Raw genomic sequence first — 22254 nt, 5'->3', positions numbered from 1 at the left:
GCCATAGCGATACGGTACCACCTGACTCCATTCCGAACTCAGAAGTGAAACGTATTAGCGCCGATGGTAGTGTGGGGTTTCCCCATGTGAGAGTAGGACACTGCCAGGTCCCAATAAAAAGAACCCGCCTAACGGCGGGTTTTTTGCGTCTGGAAGAAACAAATAATTGGGGTCAGAGTACATTAATACTTCTAATACTCCTCGAAATCAAAACAGCCCTTAGAATAATGGGGTCAGTGTACTTTTTTGAACGAATGATCTTAACAGCGTAACAACACAGCCTAGCTTCGTTGTTTGCAGTGTAGAAATGTACTCTGACCCCATTTCTTTAAAAGTGGTAGGCGTAGGATAGGTTCAGGAAGTCTAATCCGGGATTGTCGTTGTTAAAGCCGCCGTTTGAAAAGTGCATATAGCGCAGTGCGACATGTTGTTTTTTATCGATCTCTACAAAAACACCTAATCTGTCTTCGAACTGATAGTTAGATCCAATATCTTTACCAGCGACTTTCTGATTACCTATGTAACTCGCTCCTATCCCCGCTTCTATATATACGGGATATTTGTCATAGAGCGTTGAAACCTGTTTCATAAATACAGGAGTTAATGACGCGCCGTAGCTTGTACTATGTGTATCGTTTTCACCATACTCCCACACTACGGCACTCACTTCCCAGTATAGCTTTAGGTCGCCAAACCAATCAGTAGTAAGCGTTTGTTCAAGTGGCCTGTACGCGAAGCGCATACCATCGATATCGTCAAAGCCGTGCATATAATCTACACTCACGGTTTGTTTCGCTTGTACGCTACTTGCGGTGAAAATAATGAAAAAAGAAAATAGAAGTAGTGATGCCTGTTTCATAATTGCTCCTTGATCTGATAATCAACAAGCAAAATTTTTTCCAATTAAAAATTATTTTAATTTCAAAGAGATAATAAAAACTAAATGCCGAACTATTCCACGCGAGTAGTGTAATTTACTGACACTGTTGAAGTTTTTACAAAGGTGTCCAGCGTGTATCTGCACTTACATGTTGCTCTTCCATCAGACGCTCGATCAGTTGCTTTGTATCTTCAATACCATACTTCGCTTTAATTTTATTTATGCTTTCAGATTCTGAAAGTATGAATGTATTGAGCTCGGCAATGATCTCGGGGTGTCTTAAGGTTGATAGCGAAAATGAGACAACGTTGTGTGGCAGGGTTAAATCAGCGGCAAATGGTCCCATTTGCGGAAAGCGACGAGCAACGTTTTTAGCGGCATTATATTCCACATCTAAAGCATCTACTTTATCGCTCTGTAGAAGGTTAAGCCCATCATAAATACTGTTTACGCCTGTTACCTTAACGGTACCGTTCTTAATTTGCTGTTCCCACTTTACAGGGGAAAATCCGTCTGGCGTGGCAAGTTTTGTTATATGAGTAATTCCTTTACCAAGGTTATCTGTTTTAACCAAAGTCACGGCGAATGTTTCTGCCAGAGGTTCAGAATATACTTTGTTAAGGCTATGGGTTATTTGATCATACCATCTGGCGTTATCAGGAAAGACAAAGTCTACATTGCCTTTTTTCAATTCTATTTGAAGGCGTTTAACTGGCATGCTCAAGTATACAAAGCGATGTCCGCTTTGCTTTGAGAATGCTTCAAGAATAGCCCAACCCAACCCCTTTTCATGATCCGATGAAAAGTTGTAATACGGATAATATTCAATATTTTGAGCGCCTACGATATAGGTGTCGGCTGAAACAAAAGGACTTGAAAGTGTGCATGTAACTGGCAATACCGCCATTTGCACAAAGCGACGAATACTATTTCCAAACCTCTTCAATTTTCAATCCTTGTTCTATCAAAAGCTTCTGAGACAACTGCTCGAAAGGGGTTATTCCGTATTTTGTTTTTATACTATCAATTAATTCTGGATTTGAGGATATGAACTTATTAAGTTCACTAATAATGTCTTGATGATAAAGCGTAGATAGGGAAAAAGGAATTTCATTATGTGGAAGCGTCAAATCTAAAGTAAATGCATCTTGCTCATATGATAGAGGAGCAGATCGCTGGCTAACGAAATACTCTAAATCTAACCCGTCTACACGTTCTTGGTACAAAAGCGCCAAGCCTTGTTGAATATCCGTAACCCAAGTTATTTGGGTACGTTGAGTGTCTATTCTTTCTTGCCAATTTACCGGTGTGAAGCCTAACGGCATGGCGAGGTTTTTTATCTTTTCGATGCCTTTCCCAGCGTTCTGTCGTTTTACAATTGTCCCCGTTACTGCGCTGGTTAATGGGAGGGAAAAGTACTTGTCATTTGAAGTGGTAATGCTGTTATACCAGCCTCTATTATCAGGGTATACAAAGTCAACATTACCTTTAACTAACTCGAGTTGAAGCCGTCTTATAGGCAAGCTTAAATACACAAACTCGTGTCCCGAAGCTTCAGAAAAAGCTTCTAAAATTGACCAAGCAACCCCTTTATCTGTTGATGATGCAAAATCGTAATGGGGGAAATAAGCTAAGTTTTGTGCGCCAATCACATATTTATCTGCATAAATATTAAGGCTAAACAAACAGCCAATGAAAAGCCCAATACATCGCATCATTCTAAACTCCAAAATGACTACAGCAATTTACAATATACAAATAAATTATCTTTGAAGCATTTCCTTGAGAGGAAGTTTTTTAATACAAAAATAAATCGCATAGCTATACACCATAATTTATCGTTTTGCGGGTGTAAAATACTCAGTGAAAATCTCTTGAACTTAATGACAGCTTTTCGAGCCACGGCGTCCGATCAATAAGCTTACCTGCGATGATATGAATAACTCCCTCTTTGGAGCGTTCAATAATACCATTTACCTGTAGCAGTTTAGCTTTTAAGAATGTTTGTTGCTGAGCACGAGCGGTGGCTTGCCATACCACAACGTTCATATTGCCTATATCATCTTCCAAAGTCAGAAAGGTAACGCCTGCGGCAGTGCCTGGTGCTTGACGACCTGTTACTGCGCCAAGCACTTTTACAACCGATTTATTTGTCTTGTCTTTAAGTGAATTAGACCAGCTTATGTCTTTAAGTTTACGCTGCTTCTTGAGTAACGAAATAGGGTGGTTATTTACCGATAAGCCGGTTGAGGCATAGTCTTCAAGTAAGTTTTCTGCCTCGGTTGGAGAAGCACCCAGAGGTGTGACATTTTTATCTGCATAAAAATCGTCAGTATCAAACAGTGGTAAACGCGTTTGGGTATCCATAATTCGCCAGCGGGTTTCGTATCGGTTGCCTGAAATAGTGCGAAGGGCATCGGCGCTAGCCAGTGCCTCTAGTTCATTACTTTTAAGTGATAGCTGCTGTAATTGTTCAACATTGGTATAGCCCTTATCTGAGCGGTTTTCCACGATAAGCTGAGACGATGCTTCACTTAAGCCTTTAATGAGCTTAAGGCCAAGCTGAATGTATTTTTCTTGGCCTTGTACCACCAGAGAATGCTCAACGTCAGACTGGTTAACACAGGGCGCTTCTACCCGTATGTGATGACGCTTAGCGTCTTGAACTAATTGGGACGGGGAATAAAACCCCATGGGCCAACTATTTAACAGCGCTACGTAAAACTCAACGGGAAAGTAAAACTTCAACCAGCAAGATACATAAGCTAATACGGCAAAAGACGCTGAGTGAGATTCAGGAAAGCCGTAACCTGCAAAGCCTTTTATTTGTTCAAATAAGTTGTGGGCGAACGTACTGTCATAGCCTTTGTCCGTCATACCTTTAATAAGCTTGTCTCTGAATTCAAAAATTCTGCCGTCCTTTTTCCAGCTCGCCATAGCCCGCCGCAGCTGGTCCGCTTCTCCGCCACTAAAGCCTGCTGCAACCATAGCAAGCTGAATCACTTGCTCTTGAAAGATAGGCACGCCCATGGTGCGAGACAGAACTTTCTCCACATCTTTAGATGGGTAGCTAATGGTTTCGTTGCCGTGTCGGCGTATCAAATAAGGGTGGACCATATCACCCTGAATCGGACCTGGCCGTACAATGGCTATTTGTACGACCAAATCGTAATAGCGACGAGGTTTTAGCCTTGGCAGCATAGACATCTGAGCCCGTGATTCTATTTGAAAAACGCCTACCGTATCGGCCCGACAAATCATATCGAAAACCTGTTTGTCATCTCCGAGCTTAGTAATGAACGGAATACTGGTTTCAACAGGGTATTGTTTATTGATAAGAGAGAATGCACGACGTATAGCGCTCAACATCCCAAGCGCCAGTACATCCACTTTTAAAAGGCCTAAGGTTTCAATGTCGTCCTTATCCCACTGAATAATAGTACGCTCTTCCATCGCGGCGTTCTCAACAGGAACAAGATCGTAGAGCGGCCCTGCGCTAATAACAAAACCGCCTACATGTTGCGACAAATGTCGGGGCGTGCCCAGTAAAGCTTCGGTAAGGGTAATTAACTGCTGCACCCTAGGCTCTTTAGGGTTTAGCCCAAGCCCCGCCAGCTGAGATTTCCACGGAATAACGCTGTCTCGGCGATTAATCTGCTTTACCACAAAATCAAGCTGTGATTCGCTAAAGCCCAGCGCCTTGCCCACATCTTTAAAAGCCGACTTAAAGCGATAGCAAATAACCGTAGCCGCGATAGCGGTTCTTTCCCGGCCGTACTTTTGATAAATGTATTGGATGACCTCTTCACGGCGTTGATGCTCAAAATCCACATCAATATCTGGCGGTTCGTTACGCTCTTTGGAAATAAAGCGCTCGAACAGCACACTTATTTGCCTTGGGTCTACTGCGGTTATTTCCAAGCAATAGCACACTACCGAGTTGGCCGCAGAGCCGCGCCCTTGATACAAAATACGTTGTCGCTTGGCAAACTGAACAATGTCGTAAATGGTTAAAAAGAAATACTCATACTCTTGCTCGTCAATAAGCGTAAGTTCTTTTTCTATGGTTTGGCGAATATCAGGGGTTATACCTTCAGGAAAGCGCACTTTTATACCGGCCTCTACACGTTCCCGCAAATACGAAGTGGGCGTATACCCTTCAGGTACAAGCTCCGCAGGATAGTGGTAGCGCAGCTCTTCTAAAGAAAATGTGAAAGCGTGAGCAAGGGCATTGGTATTGGCAATCCATTTCTCAGGGTAAAGCTTCTTAATTTTTTGTACGGTTCGCAGACTACGCTCTGCATTACTCAACGCATCCCGACCTATTTTGTCTACACTGGTATGCACGTTAATAGCATGCAATACATGTTGAAGCGGCAGTCTGTCAGCGTGATGCATGAGTACACCTGTACAGGCAATAACAGGAAAAGGATAGGCAGACTGCAGATGATTGTAATGCGCAAACCTGTGGTGATCCCTTCCGTCTAATAGGCGCTGAGCGCCAATATAGGCATCAATACTAGGGTGTTTTTGCAGCCATTCAGCCCAATGCTTGTCTTTAGCTTCTTTGCCGCTTGGTAGCCAAATGAATTTGCAATGGCGAATGGTACGCAAGTCCCACTCAGCTAGTTGGTATTCACCTTTATCAGAGCGACGCCTCGCGTTAGTAATAATTCGGCATAGTTCGCTATAGGCCGCTTTGTTCGGGCACAACAGCACAAAAGATAAAGTGTCATCAAATACAAAGTAACTACCCACAATAAGCGTAATCGGTAGGCCCTGATGCTTAATTTCGTCGAAAGCCCGTACCACTCCCGCTACTGAGCATTCATCGGTAATGGCAAGTGCGTCGTAACCAAGGAAAGAAGCCGTGGTAACAAGCTCTGCGGGGGAAGAGGCACCGCAAAGAAAACTATAATTGCTTTGGCAAAAGAGCTCACTGTATTTCATGATATTGCCTTTACCTTTTTCTTTAACCGCATACCGCTAGCAAAAAAGGCCCTGCACCCACCAGCGGCTCTCTTCATCTTTAAACACTAAAAGCCTTACGCATTGCTCAGTTTGGGCGATGAAATAATCGCGCTTTGTTGGGCTGTCATGCCACCACTCGCTGTGTAATCGCACGGGGCCAAAGCAAATTTGGGTAGCCTGAATAAGCGGTTTAGGTACATCAAAGGTGAAGGTGGGCGTAATGTCACTGCTATAAGCGTAATTACCGGCACAGTTACCGGTGCTCGACTCTGTCACTGTCATATATTCAAACTGATGGCTGTCGGCAGCGCGAGGTTGAAACGTACTGTTATCGCCTAGCTTCGCGTTTAAGCGCCCAATTAATTGCTTTTGTGCAATATCGTTAAACCTGTCGCTAAAAAAGTCGCCATTCTGCGTATCCATTTCTTCAAATTGCTGACAGGTAAGCGCAATGGCTGTGGCTGGCTCAGGCAACACCAGATTCTCAGTTTTAAGACTAAACAAGGGCAGCCAACTTTGTACTGAGGACTGAGGCAGTGCCGAACGTATATTAATATCCATTACAGGTGCTTCTCTGAAATGAATATGTACACTGATGCTGGATGTATATAAGTTTCTTGCCCGTAAATAGTGAGACAAATGCTCAAACTGTTGGGTGACAAAAGGGGTTAGATGCTGCGTGTTTTCAATATCAAAAGGCAATAAGATAAAGTTATCGAAGTGCTCCAAAGGCCTAAATAACGTAACGCGTGGAAAGGTTTCTCCCCTTAACGCAGTAAGATACATAATAGTGTTATTATCAAAGCGCCGACCCAGTTCTTGTACCGGCATGGCCAGTAGCTGTTGTACGCAGGAAACGCCCACCCTTGCCAACGAGTCAATGACTTTAGGGGATAGAGCCGTAATAGAAAGCGGGCACGTACTTAGCGCTTTTTTTATGTCATCGGGTGTATGTAAGTGGGTATTAAATTTATGAAGCGCTAATACTTTTGCGGCCTCAATTGTCCATGCGCTAGCAAAATGATAACGAATATCTGCTTCTGCCAGAGCTTGGGTTAAAGTTTTCCACAGTGGCTTATGACCGCCATAGTAATGAGTTAGGTTATCTAGCCTTACTGCCAGACCGCTGAAACTATTTGAGTGAATGTGGTTGTCTAATACGATATCAGAAGCCAGTGGATAAAGCCGATGGGCTAACTGCGTCAGCATATGCTTTTCGGCTTCTTCACTGAAAGGCAGAATATGCACGTAAGGGCATAACGCCGCTGCTTGGGCTAGCCCATGCCCAATTTCAATGCCTTCTTTTTTCGCAATATCATTACACTGCGTAATTTTGTTTGTTTTACTGCAGTACACTGCAACGGGAGTATTCGACGCTAACGCTGAATACTGGTTGTTAGTTTCGTGCTTCGGCAATTGGCTATGTGCACGCTTACTTCTAGCCGCTTTGATATGGCTGTCTAAAGTTAGTTGATAGCAGTAAATATAAGCCCACAGCATCATTAGCTCACAGAGTGTAATGCCTGATCGGAAAGCGTGTTGTGTGCCATGGCCCATTTAATGGCGTGATTGTCGGGGGTCCACCGATGGGAAATAACAATGTTATCTTTGGGCCACCCATGACGCTGCTTGCGTATGTTCACCGCCAAAGCGTGGGGTTTACCCTTTAGCGCGATATCCAAAGTAATGGGTAATGCACTGTCGCTTTCATTCGTCAGGTTGGCTTGTGAATCGCTCCCCATGTTAGCCTTTGGGTAACCTAACTGTGAGGCCTGCTGTTGCGGTGGAGTATACAGCAAGCACAGCGCATCATTATGCGTTGCCGCTACCTGCAGGCGTCGCGCTTCTTTTTGATTTACAGCATTACTCCACAGCACTACGCAATGGCAAGCCGTACTTTTTAAACATTGCTCTGCTGCCCACAAAGACTCTTGTTCAGAACTTGGTTTTACTACCAGAACTTGTTGCGCTTTAAGCCCCAAGTTTTCTAACCACGGCGACTGTAGTAGCCCGGGAGGGTTAATAAATACCACCAGCTTATGCGTACGGTGTTGGCATATAACCTGTTTAAAGAGTGAAAGTTCACCCATGCCGGTTAACGAAGAGATACGGACAAGACCTGTAGATGTAACGCCACCGTTAAGTGCTTTATCCAGACGCGGAAAACCCAGTGAAAACTTGGTTTCACTTTGTCTCTGATCTCTGGCCCGCCAAATATGCGGGTGGTTATTAAGCACGGATAACGATTTATTCATGGCACTCAAAATAAACTGTATTTTTATACAGTATTATAGTGCAGCAATAACCCTTTTCAAGACAAAAGGTTTTTGACTTGTTGTTTTAAACGCTAACTTACTGATTAGTTTGGAAAGGTAAAAAGATTAAACTTTTAAAAGAGTGGGAACATGGCTAGGGTCGCAGGCCTTACTACATAGCAAAGCAGACGACCCTGCCATACAGTTAGCGCTGTATAAGCGCTGACGAGAGACATAGAGTAAAATGTTACTCTTCAGATGGTTCTTTTTGAGCCTTTGTAGTCGTGCCGCTTACTGTTGCTGTAACGGTTTGGCAAAAAGCAATGAAGCCGTCGGCCGTATTTTTTGACCACACCATACGTACGTTGCTAGGGAGTGCTTTCACCACCTCACGAATTTCCTCAAGCGTCACTTCTTCATTAAGCAGCACCTTATTCAGTGACTCCTCAAATGACATCCCTTTCTCACAACAGGCCATGACGATAGTCGAAAAGTTGCGCATAAGCGGGTGCAGCGCATTGTATTGAGTTTGGTCGATAAGGCGGCTTTTATAGGCACTTTCAATACGCGCAGTAAGATTTTTCTCTAACGCATCTGTAACAAGAACAAGGTTGCGATAAGCATACGTAACCTTGTTGTTGGTCTGTTTATTCGAGTGACGCAATAGCGCCAGCTCTTTCTGTAAATTCTGCGCTCGCAGCACAAAGTAAATTAAAAACAGGATAAGTAATCCAATAACACCAAATGCAACGATCATGTTTATTGTGCCTTTTGTTCTTCTATAAACGTATTGATGTTTTGCTCCAAGATAAACAGTGGAACTGAGCCGTTTTCTAACACGGCGCGGTGGAATTTACGCACATCAAAACGCTCGCCTAATGCTTTCTCTGCTTTCTTGCGAAGGCCTTTAATTTTGATTTCACCAATCTTGTAAGACAAGGCTTGCGCTGGCCAAGAGATATAGCGGTCTATTTCAGTATTTACGTTGTGTTCTGAAAGCGCGGTGTTTTCCATCATATAATCAACCGCTTGTTGACGGCTCCAGCCCATCGTGTGCATACCGGTATCCACAACCAAGCGACACGCACGCCACATTTCGTAGCTTAAGCGACCGAAGTTGTCGTACGGCGTTTCGTAAATACCTGCTTCAATACCTAAAAACTCAGAGTACAGACCCCAGCCTTCACCAAACGCTGAAATATAGGTGTTACGACGTACCATAGGTAAGTCTTCAAGCTCTGCTGCCAACGATATTTGAAGATGGTGGCCAGGCACTGCTTCGTGCAAGGTCAGTGCAGGCAATGCATACAAAGGGCGCTTATCGAGGGCATACGTGTTTACCCAGTAATATCCTGGCTGATCATCGCGGCTAGGATGAATGTAACGGCCCGTTGTATATTTGGGCGCGATAGCGTCTGGTACAGGCGCTACACCGTAGGGTGTTCTTGACAGATACTCAAAGAGCGAAGGAAGTTTTGCGTCCATTTTCTTTGCAATAAACGACGCCTCTTTCAGCAAATCTTCAGCGCTGGTGGCATAGAATTGCGGGTCTTCGCGTAAAAACGTAATGAATTCGTTAATGTCGCCATCAAAGCCAAGCTCATCCACAATTTGCTGCATTTGCGCGCGAATGCGTTTTACTTCAGACAACCCTAAATCATGGATTTCCTGAGGCGTCATATCCGTGGTGGTGTAATGCTTGGCTCTATTGGCGTAATACGCCACGCCATCAGGCCAGTTATTCGCGGCAATATCTTCACGGGCATTAGGAATGTATTCATCTACCATGAAGTCGTAGAACATTTGATACGCAGGCAATACGCTGCTGGTTATGGCAGCCTTGCCTTGCTCCGTTAGCGCTGATTTTTGCTCGTCAGTAAAGTACTCTGGAAAACGGGTAAATGGAGAATAAAAGCCACTGTCCTCGGCATTTTCAACAATGTATGACGCCACCGAGTTCTCAAACCCTTTCAGCACGACTTTAGGCTGCGTGTAGCCTTCTTTTAGCGCCTGTTTCATATACGCAATTTGTTGGTCAAAATAAGGCTTAAGCGCATTTAGGCGGCTAATGTAGGCCTGATAATCTTCTACGCGCTTAAAGGTGGATAAATTAGGAAGCGAGGCCATTGCACCGTGAAAGCCATATTCTGAATTGATAGGCACTAAATGCGCGCGATACGTATATTCGTCCACATAGTTAGCTAAACGATATTGTTGCATCAGCAAGGCAATATAAGCATCAGTAGAGATGTCTTCTTTTTTATACTGACTTAAGGTCTTTTGAAAAGTACGCCATTGTTCATTTTGTGCTTTCAGGGCTTTGGGAGAGTTGTCTGGTAATACGTGAGCGAGTGAAGTATCGCCTTCGCGAGAAGCTAGAAGCGGGGAAACCGAAAGCTCGTATTGCCAAATGTCATCAAGTAGTTGATACAAGCTTTCATCGTTAAGGTCCTTTGCAGATGAGCTAACGCTGCAAATAAATAATAATGCTGCTAAAACATAGCGATACATAAGGGTCTCCGGCAACCTTCACCGGAATGACCCGGCGGTTACTCTTTCGTTGGTGTATATATTGGACTAGGGAAAGCAGTTACTTTATCAGATTTATTTTCTAATTTAGTAATTTTGGCTGAACCTTTTTTATTTACGGCGTCAATGCGCAAAATGTTGTGCATCGGTACATAAGTTTTTGTTACTTCAGAAAATTCGGTTTTCAACCTTTCATGACTAGGGTCTACAACAACACTTGTGTGAGTATCCCACACAAAGTCACCTATCTCGATAAAGCCAAACAAAGCGCCCTGCATAAGGCTTTTCACGTATAACTCATAGCGCTCACCGTTGCTGATGAACTGAACGCGGTAAAGAATGTCGTCTTTTGACATAGATGCTGCTCTTCACTAAAAAAATATAAAAACACCCGGAAGCTGAGCCGGCATGCGACTGGCAATTTTACCTTGCTCATAAAATGCGAGCAACGGTAGGAAACACATGGTAAACGTAAGCAGTTTAATGGTATTCCGCCTATTAACTGCGTTACCATGATGCACACTTAGTTATATGGTGAAATTAGAATGATAAAAAAACTCCTTATAGGTAGTGCAATGACAGCAATGACCTTTGCTGCTACTGCCCATAACCACGCATCGACAGACAATGCTTTTAACCCTGATACACAGCGAATCAAATCGCACCTGTTTTTCCTAGCAGATGATTTGCTTGAAGGTCGTGACACGGGCTCTCGTGGCCATGAAATTGCGGCGCTATATATTGCGACCGAATTTGCTAAATATGGTTTGAAGCCAGCGGGTACAGACGGCTACATGCAAAACGTAGCGTTTCGCAAAGCGAATCTGGTTCAAGAGTCTCCCAAGTTTACTTTCACGCAAAACGGCGAAACCGTCGATTTTGACTACCCGAAAGAATATCTAGCTAGCCCGAGCTTGCTTAGCACCGAGGCTAATGTAAAAGGTGAAATGGTCTTTGTGGGCTACGGCATTGTGGCTGACGAGCTATCTCACAACGATTACGAAGACTTAGATGTAAAAGGTAAGGTTGTTGTAGCGCTTGCTGGTAAGCCAAGTGACTTTCCATCAGAAGAGGGCGCTCACTTTGCGTCTGGCTATCAAAAGCAAAAGTATGCGGTAGACAATGGCGCTATTGGCATGATCACTATCACAACGCCTAAAAATGAAAAGGTACGCCCTTATCAAAGCCGTTTGAACTACATCCATACGCCGCGTATGGCATGGTTAGACGACAGTGGTCAGCCTGCAAACAGCTTTTCTCAGCTTAAAGGTGGCGCTTACATGAGTGAAGGCGCTGCGCGTAAGTTATTTGAAGGCGCAGAAAAGAGCCTTGATGACGTTTATGCACAGCTTGAAGCCGACAAAGTACCGCAAGGCTTTGCGTTAAATGGCGTGGTTGATATCAGTAAGACGAGCGTACACGACACCATTACTAGCCCAAATGTTGTGGGTGTACTTGAAGGTTCTGACCCAGAGCTTAAAAACGAGTACGTGGTTTTCTCTGCTCACTCTGACCATATCGGTTTTGCCAAGACCGTGAAGAAAGACAACATTAACAATGGCGCCATGGACAATGCGTCTGGTACGTCAGTGATGTTAGAAACTGCACGCTTGTTTAGCGAAATGGAAGAAAAGCCAAAGCGCTCAATTCTGTTCGTGTCGGTAACGGGTGAAGAGAAGGGCCTGCTAGGTGCAGACTATTTTGCTCGTAATCCAACTGTACCGGTTACTTCAATGGTGGCGAACGTAAATCTAGATATGCCAATTTTGACTTACGAGTTTGCAGACGTTATTGCGTTTGGCGCGAACCACAGTGATTTGCAAGAGTCAGTGGAAAAAGCGGCGGCGAATGCCAACATTGAACTAAGCCCTGATCCATGGCCTGAGCAAGCGTTATTCACTCGCTCAGATCACTATGCGTTTGTAAAGCAAGGTGTGCCTTCAGTGTTTATGGTGCCGGGTCTGAAGTCTAAAGATCCTAACGTAGATGGCAGCAAGGTGTTTGGTCAGTTCTTATCTACGCACTACCACAAACCTAGCGACGACATTAACCAGCCATTCAACTGGAATGCGGCAGAGACTTTCACCAAGGTTAACGCGCAAATTGGTTGGACACTAGCAAACCAAAAAAACAAGCCTAAGTGGAACGATGGCGATTTCTTTGGAAACACGTTTAGCAAGTAAGTCCATATTTATTAAACATTAAAAAGCAGCATTTTTATGCTGCTTTTTTTGTGCCTGTAGTTTATGGATAGTGACTGAAGTAATGAATTATGTGCATGTTTGAACGCTGAGGGCTGTGCTCGGCAGCTATTTGATTTCATTGCACTTTCCATATTAATTTTGAAAAGTATCAATGCAATATAGAATGGGAAACAGGCAATAAAAAAGGCGCTTGAAAGCGCCTTAGTCGTAACTTAATTGGGTTCTAAACAAACATTTGCTTGAAAGCAGCCCATTGTTCATTGAACTGCTCGGTTGGCTTACGCGTAAATCCACTGCGGATAAAGCCATTAATACGGCCATCGGTGTAGCAAATCATCATGTTGGCGATAATCGCTTCATCTGCAGAAAGGGTTTTACCTTCGCGTAGCTTGCGCTCTCTTAGCACTTGTTTAAGCTGCGTTTCTAAACGCTCGAAAAGCTTTGCTATGCGCGCGCGCAACCGGTCTTGTTCACCCATTAACGCATCACCATTTAATATTCGAGTAATACCCGGGTTCTTCTCAGCAAAGCCCAAAATAAGATGAAGAATAAGCTGACAACGCGTAAGCGAGTCTTTCTCTTCATTCACAATCTTATTGATGCGCGTGAAAAGTGTTTCTTCAATAAACTCGATAAGCCCTTCAAACATTCGCGCTTTACTTGGAAAGTGACGGTAAAGTGCCGCTTCAGACACTCCCACTTTTTCCGCTAATTTAGCAGTAGTGATACGTTGACCTGGGCTGGTTTCTAACATTCCAGCAAGTGCTTGCAGAATTTGAGCTCTGCGATTTGTTTTTTTGACAGCAGGCATGACGAAAGTATTTCCTCCGCTACCGAGTTATAGCAACTCGGGCTCCATGTTAAGTTGGCTTACACCAAAGCGTTTATATTTATCGTTTTTATTATCGACACTTAATAAGCATCTGTTAGTTTTTATTGTTTAAAGCGTAGCGCTCTGCAATAAGTGCAAGTAATTGACCCGCTAACTCGCTTTTACTGGTTGCAGGTAATCGTTTATCACCATCTTGCCATATTACGTGCAGTGCATTTTTATCACTGTTAAACCCCAGACCCTCGGCAGTAATATCGTTAGCCGCAATCATGTCTAGCTTCTTTTTGGCTAGCTTCGAACGCGCATAATCTTCTACATTTTGGCTTTCGGCCGCAAAGCCCACACAAAATGGTCTGTCTTGGCTGGTGGATATAGTTGCTAGAATATCAGGGTTTTTAACAAAAGTAAGTGTTAACTCATCACCGGTTTTCTTAATTTTATTATCGGCAACGCTCACGGCCTTGTAATCTGCTACAGCAGCCGTACTAATAAATATATCTGTGGAGGCTTTAAGCGTTTGACAAGTATTAAGCATTTCCTCTGCGGTAGTGACATTAATACGGTCACAGCGTTCGGGCGTTTCAAGCGACACAGGACCTGCCACTAAGGTTACATTTGCCCCCGCGAGTGCTGCTGCCTGAGCGATGGCAAACCCCATCTTTCCTGAGCTGTGATTTGAAATATATCGTACAGGGTCCAAAGGCTCTCTGGTTGGTCCCGCTGTTATCGTAATATTCTTTCCCGATAACGCCTTTAGCGACGAAGAAAGGGATAAAGCGTCTCTCTCTGCGTCATTTATTACATTGGCAATATCAACAGGCTCAACCATTCGACCTGAACCCACATCGCCACAGGCTTGTTCACCACTTGCCGGGCCAATAAAGGTTACGCCGTGCTCTTTTAAAATATCGATGTTGCGCTTTGTTGCTACCGCTTTCCACATTTGTTGATTCATGGCAGGAGCAATAAAGAGTTTCGCTGTTGTTGCAAGGTACAGTGTAGTCAGCAAGTCATCTGCCATACCGTGAGCAAGCTTAGCAATGGTGTTTGCGGTTGCGGGGGCAACAAGTAGGATATCAGCCCACTTTGCCAATTCAATATGCCCCATTGCGGCTTCAGCAGCAGGATCAAGCAGCTGGCGATGCACTGGATTTCCTGACACAGCCTGAAGTGATAATGAACTAACGAACTCTGCGGCAGAGTCTGTTAGAACCACACGCACGTTTGCGCCTAACGCAGTAAGCTTGCGCACAAGATCAGGTGCTTTATAAGCGGCAATCCCGCCAGTAACACCTAGCAAAATATTTTTATTAGCAATAGACATAGAAGAACACAAAATCTCGAAATTAGCGTTAGCCTACCATGGTGACAAAAAATCGGATAGCTGAACGAAAGTAGGTCTTGTTTCGAAAGCGGCGTATAAGCAGTCCTTAAAGGTGGTAAAAACCGTTAATAAACCCGTCTTTTATACAGTCGTTTCTTTGTCACCATTCATCTATAAACAACCTTTTATAGAATAGTCGGGCTAGATGAATGTCGATAAAAGTATGGCCAAAGAATGAAAGGCCAAGAGAAAAGTTATTGCAGCATGGGGCTGAGAGCTTAAGTGACGCCGAACTCATCGCTGTATTGCTGGGAAAAGGTGTAAAAGGAAAAAGCGCTGTGTCTGTGGCACATGAACTTATCAACGAGCTAGGCTGCTTAAGGGGTGTGGTAACGGCAACGAAAGAACGGTTTGCCAAAATAACGGGAGTTGGACCGTGCAAGTATGCGCAGTTTCAGGCGGGCTTTGAAATATTTAAACGCAATTTGGAAATAAAGCTGAAGCGTCAGGACGTTTTTAATAATGTAGATGATACTAAACGTTATCTACAGGCAAAGCTAAGAGACTGTGAACGTGAGAAGTTCGCGCTTTTAATGCTTGATAGCCAACATCAGCTTATTGCTTTTCGTACTATGTTTAACGGTACGATAAACAGTGCAGCGGTCTATCCAAGAGAATTGATCAAACAAGTAATGATCGATAATGCAGCCGCGATCATTTTGGTTCATAATCATCCTTCAGGCGTTGCTGAGCCTAGTCATGCGGATATAAGATTAACCGCAGAGATCAAAAGCGCAATGGCGTCGATCGATGTGCCAGTTTTAGATCATTTTGTGGTTGGTGATAAAGAAACTGTTTCATTCGCACAGCGAGGCTTGTTAAGATAAGAAATCTAAGTCATTTGTCGATTATAATCTAGTCAAATGGTTGAAAATGATTTAGCATAGGATTTAGTGGGTTATTTTATTAAAGGACTGTTATGAAGAAGTCAATCATTGCATTATTTGCAGCTGCAACTATGGTTGCAGGCGTTAACGCACAAGACGGTGAAGGTGGTAGTGGTACTACTGGCATCGGCGGCGTAAGCGGCGGTATGATCGCGTCTGGTGTTGTTGTTGCGGGTATCGTTGCGGGTGTTGTAAACAACAACTCTGCTGATGCACCAGGAAATGGCGGTACTGATCCAGGTCAACCTACTTGTGAAGGTGACGACCAAATCGTTGATGGTGTGTGCGTAGGTACAACCGAAACTGTTACTGTAACTACCTCTGGTTCTGTAACAAAAACCATCACCGTACCTGTTACATTTACTTACGCACCGACCGTACAGTAAATTTAAGAGTATTCGAAAAAGCCGCTTTTTTTAGCGGCTTTTTTTATTTTTATAGCAAAGTTCATTTGTTTTTAGTTTTTGTCGGCGCATTTTAATGAAACTACACACTTTATTTGCCCTTTCGGGTGTTGTTTGCCTTTTTCTTTCCGGATGTTCCACCACGTCACTAGCGTATTACAACACGCTGAAGCTCGCGCTAAAAGATAGAACAGTTAGTTATACCGTTGAAGAGATTGCTGCTAGTAAAGCTGATCTTATGCAAATTAAAGCGGGCGGAAGAGATGCAGCCTCGCTTGCCCTTGCGTATATCGATGGTGAAAAGTACCGGTGGGTATCTGGTGATAAAGTCATCTTCACCATGCACCATGGCATTATCGTTAAAACTGAAGGTTTGGATCACGACCTATACTACACGGGAAATCTTCAGCACAACCCGCTTGCCACCAACAATGTTCTGCCATTCAATTGGAAACGCAAAGTTGATATTGCTTCCATAGGTTACGGTGTGCCGGTTGACTCATCTTGGCGAATAGAAGGGGAAGAAACTCGCGAATATTTAGGTTTTTCTGTTCCGGTAATTAAGGTTATCGAAACCGTAGAATTTTCTGAATACACGCCATTTATCGACGTAGGGTTGTCGTGGGAAAACACGTATTTCTTGCACAAATACTCGAAGGAACTTCTGGCCTCAAAGCAGCAGTTCAGCCCTGAAGGAGACGTTTACGATATGGTTTATTTAAGCCGAGTAGTACGTGAGATGAAGACACAAGGAGCAACGCAATAATGAAGTATATCTATACGCTTTTTATTGCCCTAGGCCTTACTGCAGCTACCAAGTTATATGCAAATGATAACCTTGTTAGTGTCATGATAAACAAGCAAACCTATCAGTTCGACAGGCCGATACGACTATCAAGCGTACTGTCCATTGTTGCTGATAATGGTGATTGGTACTGGCCTTCAGCTTCAGCCTTTGATTTAGCTAACCCTAAAGCTGAAGAAGAGAAAGAGATAGCGCTATCTCAAATTAGCGGACTGCTCAATCAATTTGATGCCGATTCTGAAACACATAAAGCCCTTCAAAATCTCTATGATCAGGTAAGCTCATGGACGGTGTCTACACGCATAGACATGCCAATTTCCTACAATCGAGCAAGGTTGTTTTTTGAAGACAACCCTATGTTTCAGCCAGGTAAATACTGGATTCGACTAAATGGAAGACCTGACGTTGTGCATTTCTCTGGCGCTGTTGTAAAGCCTGGTGCGTACAAGCATCAAAGCGATACGTCGGTTTATACGGCTGTTCACACGGTGAAAAAAGCGGTTGATGCCGACAGAAGTCATGTCTACGTAATTGATCCAATGGGAAATATTGAAGAAAAGGGTATTGCTTATTGGAATTTAGATTTTGGGCAGCTTATGCCGGGCAGCCAAGTCTATGTTCCTATCTCATCAGAACTCTTTAGCAATAAACTTAAGCAATTAAATGAGCGCGTAGCCGCTTTAGCAGTACATAGGGTTTTACCTCAATGAGTGCGCCACTACTTTCTAAGAAAAAAACACTCGCGCTTGTAATTGGCAGCGCGCTTTCTTCTACCGCTTTTGCTGATACTCAAGTTCGCGTTACTCCTTCGCAGATGGTGCAGGGCGGAAATGGTCTTATTCAAACACCAACGGCTCGTATGCGAGACGAAGGTGGAATGGCCATTAACTATACCGACAACGGCGAATATCGCTTCTGGTCTGTTAACATTCAGCTTTATGATTGGATGGAAGCAACAGCCCGTTATACTGACGTGCGCACAAGACTTTACAGTCAAGTTGAATCATTCAGTGGTGATCAAACGCTGAAAGATAAAGGCTTAGACGTTAAATTCAGATTATGGAAAGAAAGCTACTATCTGCCAGATATCAGTGTCGGCTTCAGAGACTTTGGTGGAACAGGCTTTTTTGAAAGTGAATACGTCAACGCCAGTAAATCTATCGGTCCATTCGACTTTCACCTTGGCTTAGGCTGGGGATATCTCGGTACAGCCGATGACATCAGCAACCCGTTTTGCGAGCTTAAAGACAGCTTCTGTGAACGCCCAGGGGGCTTCTCTGGCCGCGGTGGTAAGGTAGACTACGACCAGTTTTTTAAAGGAACAACCGCATTTTTCGGTGGTGTGGAATACCAAACACCATGGGAGCCGCTAACGCTAAAGCTTGAGTTCGAAGGGAATGATTATTCTCGTGACAGAGCTGGACAGCTAGAGCAAGATTCTCGTTGGAATGTTGGTGCAGTGTATCGTTATAAAGACTTCGATTTCACGTTGAACTATCAACGAGGTAATACTGTTGGTTTCGGCGTTACTTATCGCTTTAATATGAATACGGCTTCGCAAATAAAGTTCGATGAACCACCTAAGAACCTGATGGGTAGAAAGGTGCCACAAGACGTGAAAGATGTTGATAAATCCCGTCTTTACAATGACCTTTACCGGTCGGGGGGCTTTGTACTGTCTGATGCTGAAATTAAAGAGGACAGCGCTACGTTTTACGGTACACAGGTTGCCTATCGTGACCAGGATGAAGCCATTGAGCGAATTGGTCGCGTGGCGGCCTCAGAGCTTCCAGATTCCGTAAAAACCTATCATGTAGTAGACAATCGCGCAGGTCTTCCTTTAGTAGACACGCAGGTGGATGCCGAGGCCTTTATTGCTGCAGCGCGTTACGAATCTGTTGACGCAGATATCACTGAAACCTACGTCAGAACATCACCCTCAAAAGAAGTGCTCGACGCCTATGATCCTGCCAATACATCTGGCTTCTACTACAGCGCAGATTTCTTCTTTACCCAATCATTCGGTAACCCAGAAGATTTCTATCTGTATCAAACCGGATTATTGCTAAACGGCGGTTATGCTTTTAACGAAAACTTTGCAATCATGAGCAGTGCCAGGGTTACGCTTCTAGATAACTTCGACAAGTTTAACTACTTGGTAGATAACGAAGAAGTGTCGCTACCTCGCGTGCGTACTCGAGTTCGTGAATATGTGTCAGCAAACGATGTATGGCTAGATACAACATTCTTACATTACAAAGACACCATCGCAGAAGACCTCTATGCTCAAGCGTACGCGGGTTATCTAGAAACCATGTTTGCTGGTGTAGGCGGTGAAATACTGTATCGTCCCGTTGATAGTAATCTAGCTTACGGACTTGATATCGCTTACGTAAAACAGCGCGATCCTTACAGTCAAACAGGTCTGGAAGACTACACAGCGGTCACTGGACACGCTAGTGTCTATTGGCAGCCAGAATTCTTAGACGACACGCAAATTACCGTAAGTGCTGGACAATTCTTAGCCAAAGATAAAGGCGTGAATATCGATTATGCGAAGCGTTTCGATAGCGGTATCATAGTTGGTGCATATGCGGCATTCACTGATGTATCGTCAGAAGAATACGGCGAGGGAAGCTTCACCAAAGGCTTCTACATTTCCATACCTACAGATCTGTTCTTGTTAGAACCTACCAAAGGTCGCGGGTTATTCCCATGGGTGCCGATTTCTCGTGATGGCGGTCAAATGCTGCGTCGACCCACTCGTTTGATTGACATGACTGAAATAAGGTCACCATTTTTTGATTAAATAGAAATACGCCGCGTTCGCGTGGCGTTTATTCTCGTGCGGATATCTTAGATGCTGCAATGCGAATATAAAATTAAAGCGTAGATTGCGTATTTATTCATAGCCTAACCGCTTAGGGAAAAGTACAATACGGGCCGTGAAAAATGAGAGCTGGTAGTTTTTCGAGCAAAAAAAAGCCAAAAAGTAACCTTTTTGTACTTTCTTATTGAAATGATCCTGCCTTTGCTGTATAAAATGCGCCCTCTAATTTATAGTAATACGTCATTTGACCCAACCACTGTTTGAGCGCTTGGGATTAACTGACGCGACAGTTATCGTTGTTCTGGAGACAAATACAATGTCAAGAGTATGCCAAGTAACAGGTAAGCGTCCAACGGTTGGTAATAACCGTTCACACGCAAGAAATGCGACTCGTCGTCGCTTTTTGCCAAACCTTCAAACACACCGTTTTTGGGTTGAGAGCGAAAACCGTTTTGTAAAACTACGTTTGTCTGCAAAAGGCATGCGTATCATCGACAAGAAAGGTATTGATTCAGTACTAACTGACATCCGTACCCGTGGTGAGAAAATCTAAGGAAGCCGACAATGCGTGATAAAATTAAACTAGTTTCTTCAGCAGGTACAGGTTTCTTCTACACTACTGATAAAAACAAGCGTAACATGCCTGGCAAAATGGAGATCAAAAAGTATGATCCCGTTGTGCGTAAGCACGTTATGTTCAAAGAGGCCAAAATCAAGTAATTAGCTTGCTTTTGTCTCCACGAAAACCCAGCCCTTGCTGGGTTTTTTGCTTTTTGAAGAAGATATTTCTACTTCATCACGTCACGATCCCACCAGATCCCATATTCGACTGTCCACGATCCCTTGAGTTTGTCTTGCGATCACTGCTTTCTCCCACTTACTTTTTTCCAGCAGGTCCTAGGTTTTCTTTGAATTGAATTAGCTTATATATTGGCTAGGTATTACTATATTCCTAATTTCAGGACTCATATTTAACGGAAAGTCAGGTGGCTAGAATTTCTCAGCGAGCAATGAATAACGTGGTCATTATTGCCATGCTTATCATGATTGCATTGTTCAACTTAGACAGTCTTGTACCTAAGAAGGACGTTGTTCAATCTCGCAGCCTGCTACCTGAAGACGCTTATGTGTTAAAAATAGAGCACGATGGCCATAGCTTAGAGCGAGTTGGACAGCAGTGGCGCCAGTCAGGTCAAAATACAGTCCTCGCCATCAAGCCGGATGTTCAGTTTTCCCATTGGCAACGGGCAAGGCTTGAGCCGGCCACTGACGTACCCGAAGCGATTACCGACGTACAGCCTTACATCGTCGTAGTATGGCTCGCAGGCAATAATAACGGCAATGTTTACGCCATCTATCCGAATACATCACCTGTTGTGATCAAATTTGAAAATAATTGGTACACATTAACCAACACTGAACTTGATAATCTTTTACCTTGGATACTGTAAATGCCTGAACTACCAGAAGTTGAAGTAAGCCGTTTGGGCGTTTCTCCACACCTTATTGGCAATACCATTACGCAGGTGGTGGTGCGTGAGCGAAGAATGCGCTGGCCCATTCCTCAAGAGGTAGCGAACGTTGAAGGGCAGAGCGTTATTGCTGTAAAACGCCGCGCTAAATATCTACTTATTGAAACAGCCAAAGGCACGTTAATTTTACATTTAGGTATGTCGGGTAAATTACGCGTTATCGATGCATCGACACCAATTATTAAGCATGACCACGTAGACATTGTTTTAAACACCGGTAAGTGCTTACGTTTTAACGACCCAAGGCGCTTTGGTGCTGTGTTATTTCAGGCCCCTGATATGCAAATAGCCATGCTTGATAACTTGGGCCCAGAGCCGCTTACAGACGACTTTGACGATAAGCGCTTATTTAAACTATCGCGCAATAGAAAAGGCCCCGTTAAAAACTTCATTATGGATAACGCCATTGTGGTAGGTGTAGGAAACATCTACGCGAACGAAGCACTGTTTTTAGCCGGTATAGACCCGCGAAGAGCCGCAGGAAACATTAGCGCTGCTCGCTATCAGTCGCTAACTGCAACCATTAAGCAAGTATTGGCCAAAGCCATTGAACAAGGCGGCACAACATTAAAAGACTTTGCGCAAACCGACGGTAAGCCTGGGTATTTTGCACAGCACTTGAATGTGTATGGGAGAAAAGGCGAGCCTTGTGAAGTGTGTGGCAAAGCCATTGAAAGTAAAGTTATTGGGCAGCGAAATACCTTTTTCTGTACTCACTGCCAACGCTAATACACTTACTAT

General features: G+C 43.9%; 21 protein-coding genes and 1 rRNA gene. 11 read left to right on the top strand and 11 right to left on the bottom strand.

Translation table 11 applies throughout. The features are described 5' to 3' along the window. Nucleotides 1-109: ribosomal RNA gene (gene rrf, locus AC0J2X_RS13690) — 5S ribosomal RNA — on the top strand; the annotation flags it as partial. 219 nt (nt 110-328) lie between these two features. Here the strand turns inward: rrf and AC0J2X_RS13685 are convergent. The 9 genes from AC0J2X_RS13685 to AC0J2X_RS13645 all read right to left on the bottom strand — a co-directional run bounded on the left by AC0J2X_RS13685 (nt 329) and on the right by AC0J2X_RS13645 (nt 10991). Then, the gene (locus tag AC0J2X_RS13685) at nt 329-859 is read right to left on the bottom strand and encodes an acyloxyacyl hydrolase (RefSeq protein ID WP_014975262.1); all 531 of its coding nucleotides are present in this window, start codon (nt 857-859) and stop codon (nt 329-331) included. Between the two features lie 136 nt (nt 860-995). Then, entirely contained in the window at nt 996-1826 is an 831-nt protein-coding gene (locus AC0J2X_RS13680) for a substrate-binding periplasmic protein (RefSeq protein ID WP_069943474.1), read from the bottom strand. Continuing rightward, nucleotides 1807-2610: a hypothetical protein gene (locus AC0J2X_RS13675; RefSeq protein ID WP_231506374.1), complete on the bottom strand. Its 804-nt coding sequence runs from the start codon at nt 2608-2610 to the stop codon at nt 1807-1809. The genes AC0J2X_RS13680 and AC0J2X_RS13675 overlap by 20 nt, the downstream gene beginning before the upstream one ends. A gap of 130 nt (nt 2611-2740) precedes the next feature. Continuing rightward, nucleotides 2741-5830 (bottom strand): error-prone DNA polymerase, encoded by a 3090-nt coding sequence (locus AC0J2X_RS13670; RefSeq protein WP_069943476.1) that lies wholly within the window; start codon nt 5828-5830, stop codon nt 2741-2743. Between the two features lie 36 nt (nt 5831-5866). Further along, entirely contained in the window at nt 5867-7354 is a 1488-nt protein-coding gene (locus tag AC0J2X_RS13665) for a Y-family DNA polymerase (protein ID WP_014947745.1), read from the bottom strand. Next, on the bottom strand, nt 7354-8106 hold the full coding sequence (locus AC0J2X_RS13660) for a recombinase RecA (RefSeq protein ID WP_014947746.1): 753 nt from the start codon (nt 8104-8106) through the stop codon (nt 7354-7356). The genes AC0J2X_RS13665 and AC0J2X_RS13660 overlap by 1 nt, the downstream gene beginning before the upstream one ends. 247 nt (nt 8107-8353) lie before the next feature. Next, nucleotides 8354-8863, bottom strand: coding sequence for a hypothetical protein (locus AC0J2X_RS13655; protein WP_061438886.1), 510 nt, complete (start codon nt 8861-8863; stop codon nt 8354-8356). A 2-nt stretch (nt 8864-8865) separates the two neighbouring features. Further along, the gene (locus AC0J2X_RS13650; protein ID WP_069943477.1) at nt 8866-10617 is read right to left on the bottom strand and encodes a DUF885 domain-containing protein; all 1752 of its coding nucleotides are present in this window, start codon (nt 10615-10617) and stop codon (nt 8866-8868) included. Between the two features lie 38 nt (nt 10618-10655). Further along, a complete protein-coding gene (locus AC0J2X_RS13645; protein WP_061438894.1) occupies nt 10656-10991 on the bottom strand; it encodes a DUF1820 family protein in 336 nt (111 codons plus the stop codon). Nucleotides 10992-11180: 189 nt separating this feature from the next. Here AC0J2X_RS13645 and AC0J2X_RS13640 point away from each other — a divergent pair, with 189 nt between their 5' ends. Continuing rightward, complete coding sequence (locus AC0J2X_RS13640) at nt 11181-12818, top strand: M28 family metallopeptidase (protein WP_069943478.1); 1638 nt, start codon at nt 11181-11183, stop codon at nt 12816-12818. Nucleotides 12819-13062: 244 nt separating this feature from the next. On the opposite strand, the gene slmA is transcribed toward AC0J2X_RS13640, so the two are convergent. Further along, the gene (gene slmA, locus AC0J2X_RS13635; protein ID WP_012516568.1) at nt 13063-13650 is read right to left on the bottom strand and encodes a nucleoid occlusion factor SlmA; all 588 of its coding nucleotides are present in this window, start codon (nt 13648-13650) and stop codon (nt 13063-13065) included. A gap of 115 nt (nt 13651-13765) precedes the next feature. Beyond that, entirely contained in the window at nt 13766-14995 is a 1230-nt protein-coding gene (coaBC, locus tag AC0J2X_RS13630; RefSeq protein ID WP_069943479.1) for a bifunctional phosphopantothenoylcysteine decarboxylase/phosphopantothenate--cysteine ligase CoaBC, read from the bottom strand. A 209-nt stretch (nt 14996-15204) separates the two neighbouring features. Here coaBC and radC point away from each other — a divergent pair, with 209 nt between their 5' ends. From radC to mutM, 9 genes are all read left to right on the top strand, one after another. Beyond that, nucleotides 15205-15882 carry a RadC family protein gene (gene radC / locus AC0J2X_RS13625; protein ID WP_472996113.1) on the top strand — a complete coding sequence of 226 codons (678 nt, stop codon included), beginning with the start codon at nt 15205-15207 and terminating at the stop codon, nt 15880-15882. 92 nt (nt 15883-15974) lie between these two features. Further along, complete coding sequence (locus AC0J2X_RS13620; RefSeq protein WP_472996112.1) at nt 15975-16328, top strand: hypothetical protein; 354 nt, start codon at nt 15975-15977, stop codon at nt 16326-16328. A 94-nt stretch (nt 16329-16422) separates the two neighbouring features. Beyond that, a complete protein-coding gene (locus AC0J2X_RS13615) occupies nt 16423-17112 on the top strand; it encodes a YjbF family lipoprotein (protein ID WP_014947754.1) in 690 nt (229 codons plus the stop codon). Next, entirely contained in the window at nt 17112-17861 is a 750-nt protein-coding gene (locus AC0J2X_RS13610) for a capsule biosynthesis GfcC family protein (RefSeq protein ID WP_039236677.1), read from the top strand. The genes AC0J2X_RS13615 and AC0J2X_RS13610 overlap by 1 nt, the downstream gene beginning before the upstream one ends. After that, a complete protein-coding gene (locus AC0J2X_RS13605; RefSeq protein ID WP_014977887.1) occupies nt 17858-19960 on the top strand; it encodes a YjbH domain-containing protein in 2103 nt (700 codons plus the stop codon). The genes AC0J2X_RS13610 and AC0J2X_RS13605 overlap by 4 nt, the downstream gene beginning before the upstream one ends. A gap of 337 nt (nt 19961-20297) precedes the next feature. Next, nucleotides 20298-20534: a 50S ribosomal protein L28 gene (rpmB, locus tag AC0J2X_RS13600; protein ID WP_014947757.1), complete on the top strand. Its 237-nt coding sequence runs from the start codon at nt 20298-20300 to the stop codon at nt 20532-20534. Between the two features lie 11 nt (nt 20535-20545). Next, nucleotides 20546-20701 (top strand): 50S ribosomal protein L33, encoded by a 156-nt coding sequence (gene rpmG, locus AC0J2X_RS13595; RefSeq protein WP_012516577.1) that lies wholly within the window; start codon nt 20546-20548, stop codon nt 20699-20701. A gap of 266 nt (nt 20702-20967) precedes the next feature. Next, a complete protein-coding gene (locus AC0J2X_RS13590) occupies nt 20968-21432 on the top strand; it encodes a hypothetical protein (protein WP_156077646.1) in 465 nt (154 codons plus the stop codon). Continuing rightward, the gene (mutM, locus tag AC0J2X_RS13585) at nt 21433-22242 is read left to right on the top strand and encodes a bifunctional DNA-formamidopyrimidine glycosylase/DNA-(apurinic or apyrimidinic site) lyase (protein ID WP_014947759.1); all 810 of its coding nucleotides are present in this window, start codon (nt 21433-21435) and stop codon (nt 22240-22242) included. Nucleotides 22243-22254 lie beyond the last annotated feature (12 nt).

It is taken from the genome of Alteromonas sp. R7, assembly GCF_055755235.1.
Note: the sequence above shows the minus strand (reverse complement) of the source record. Positions and strands in the feature narration are given on the sequence as shown.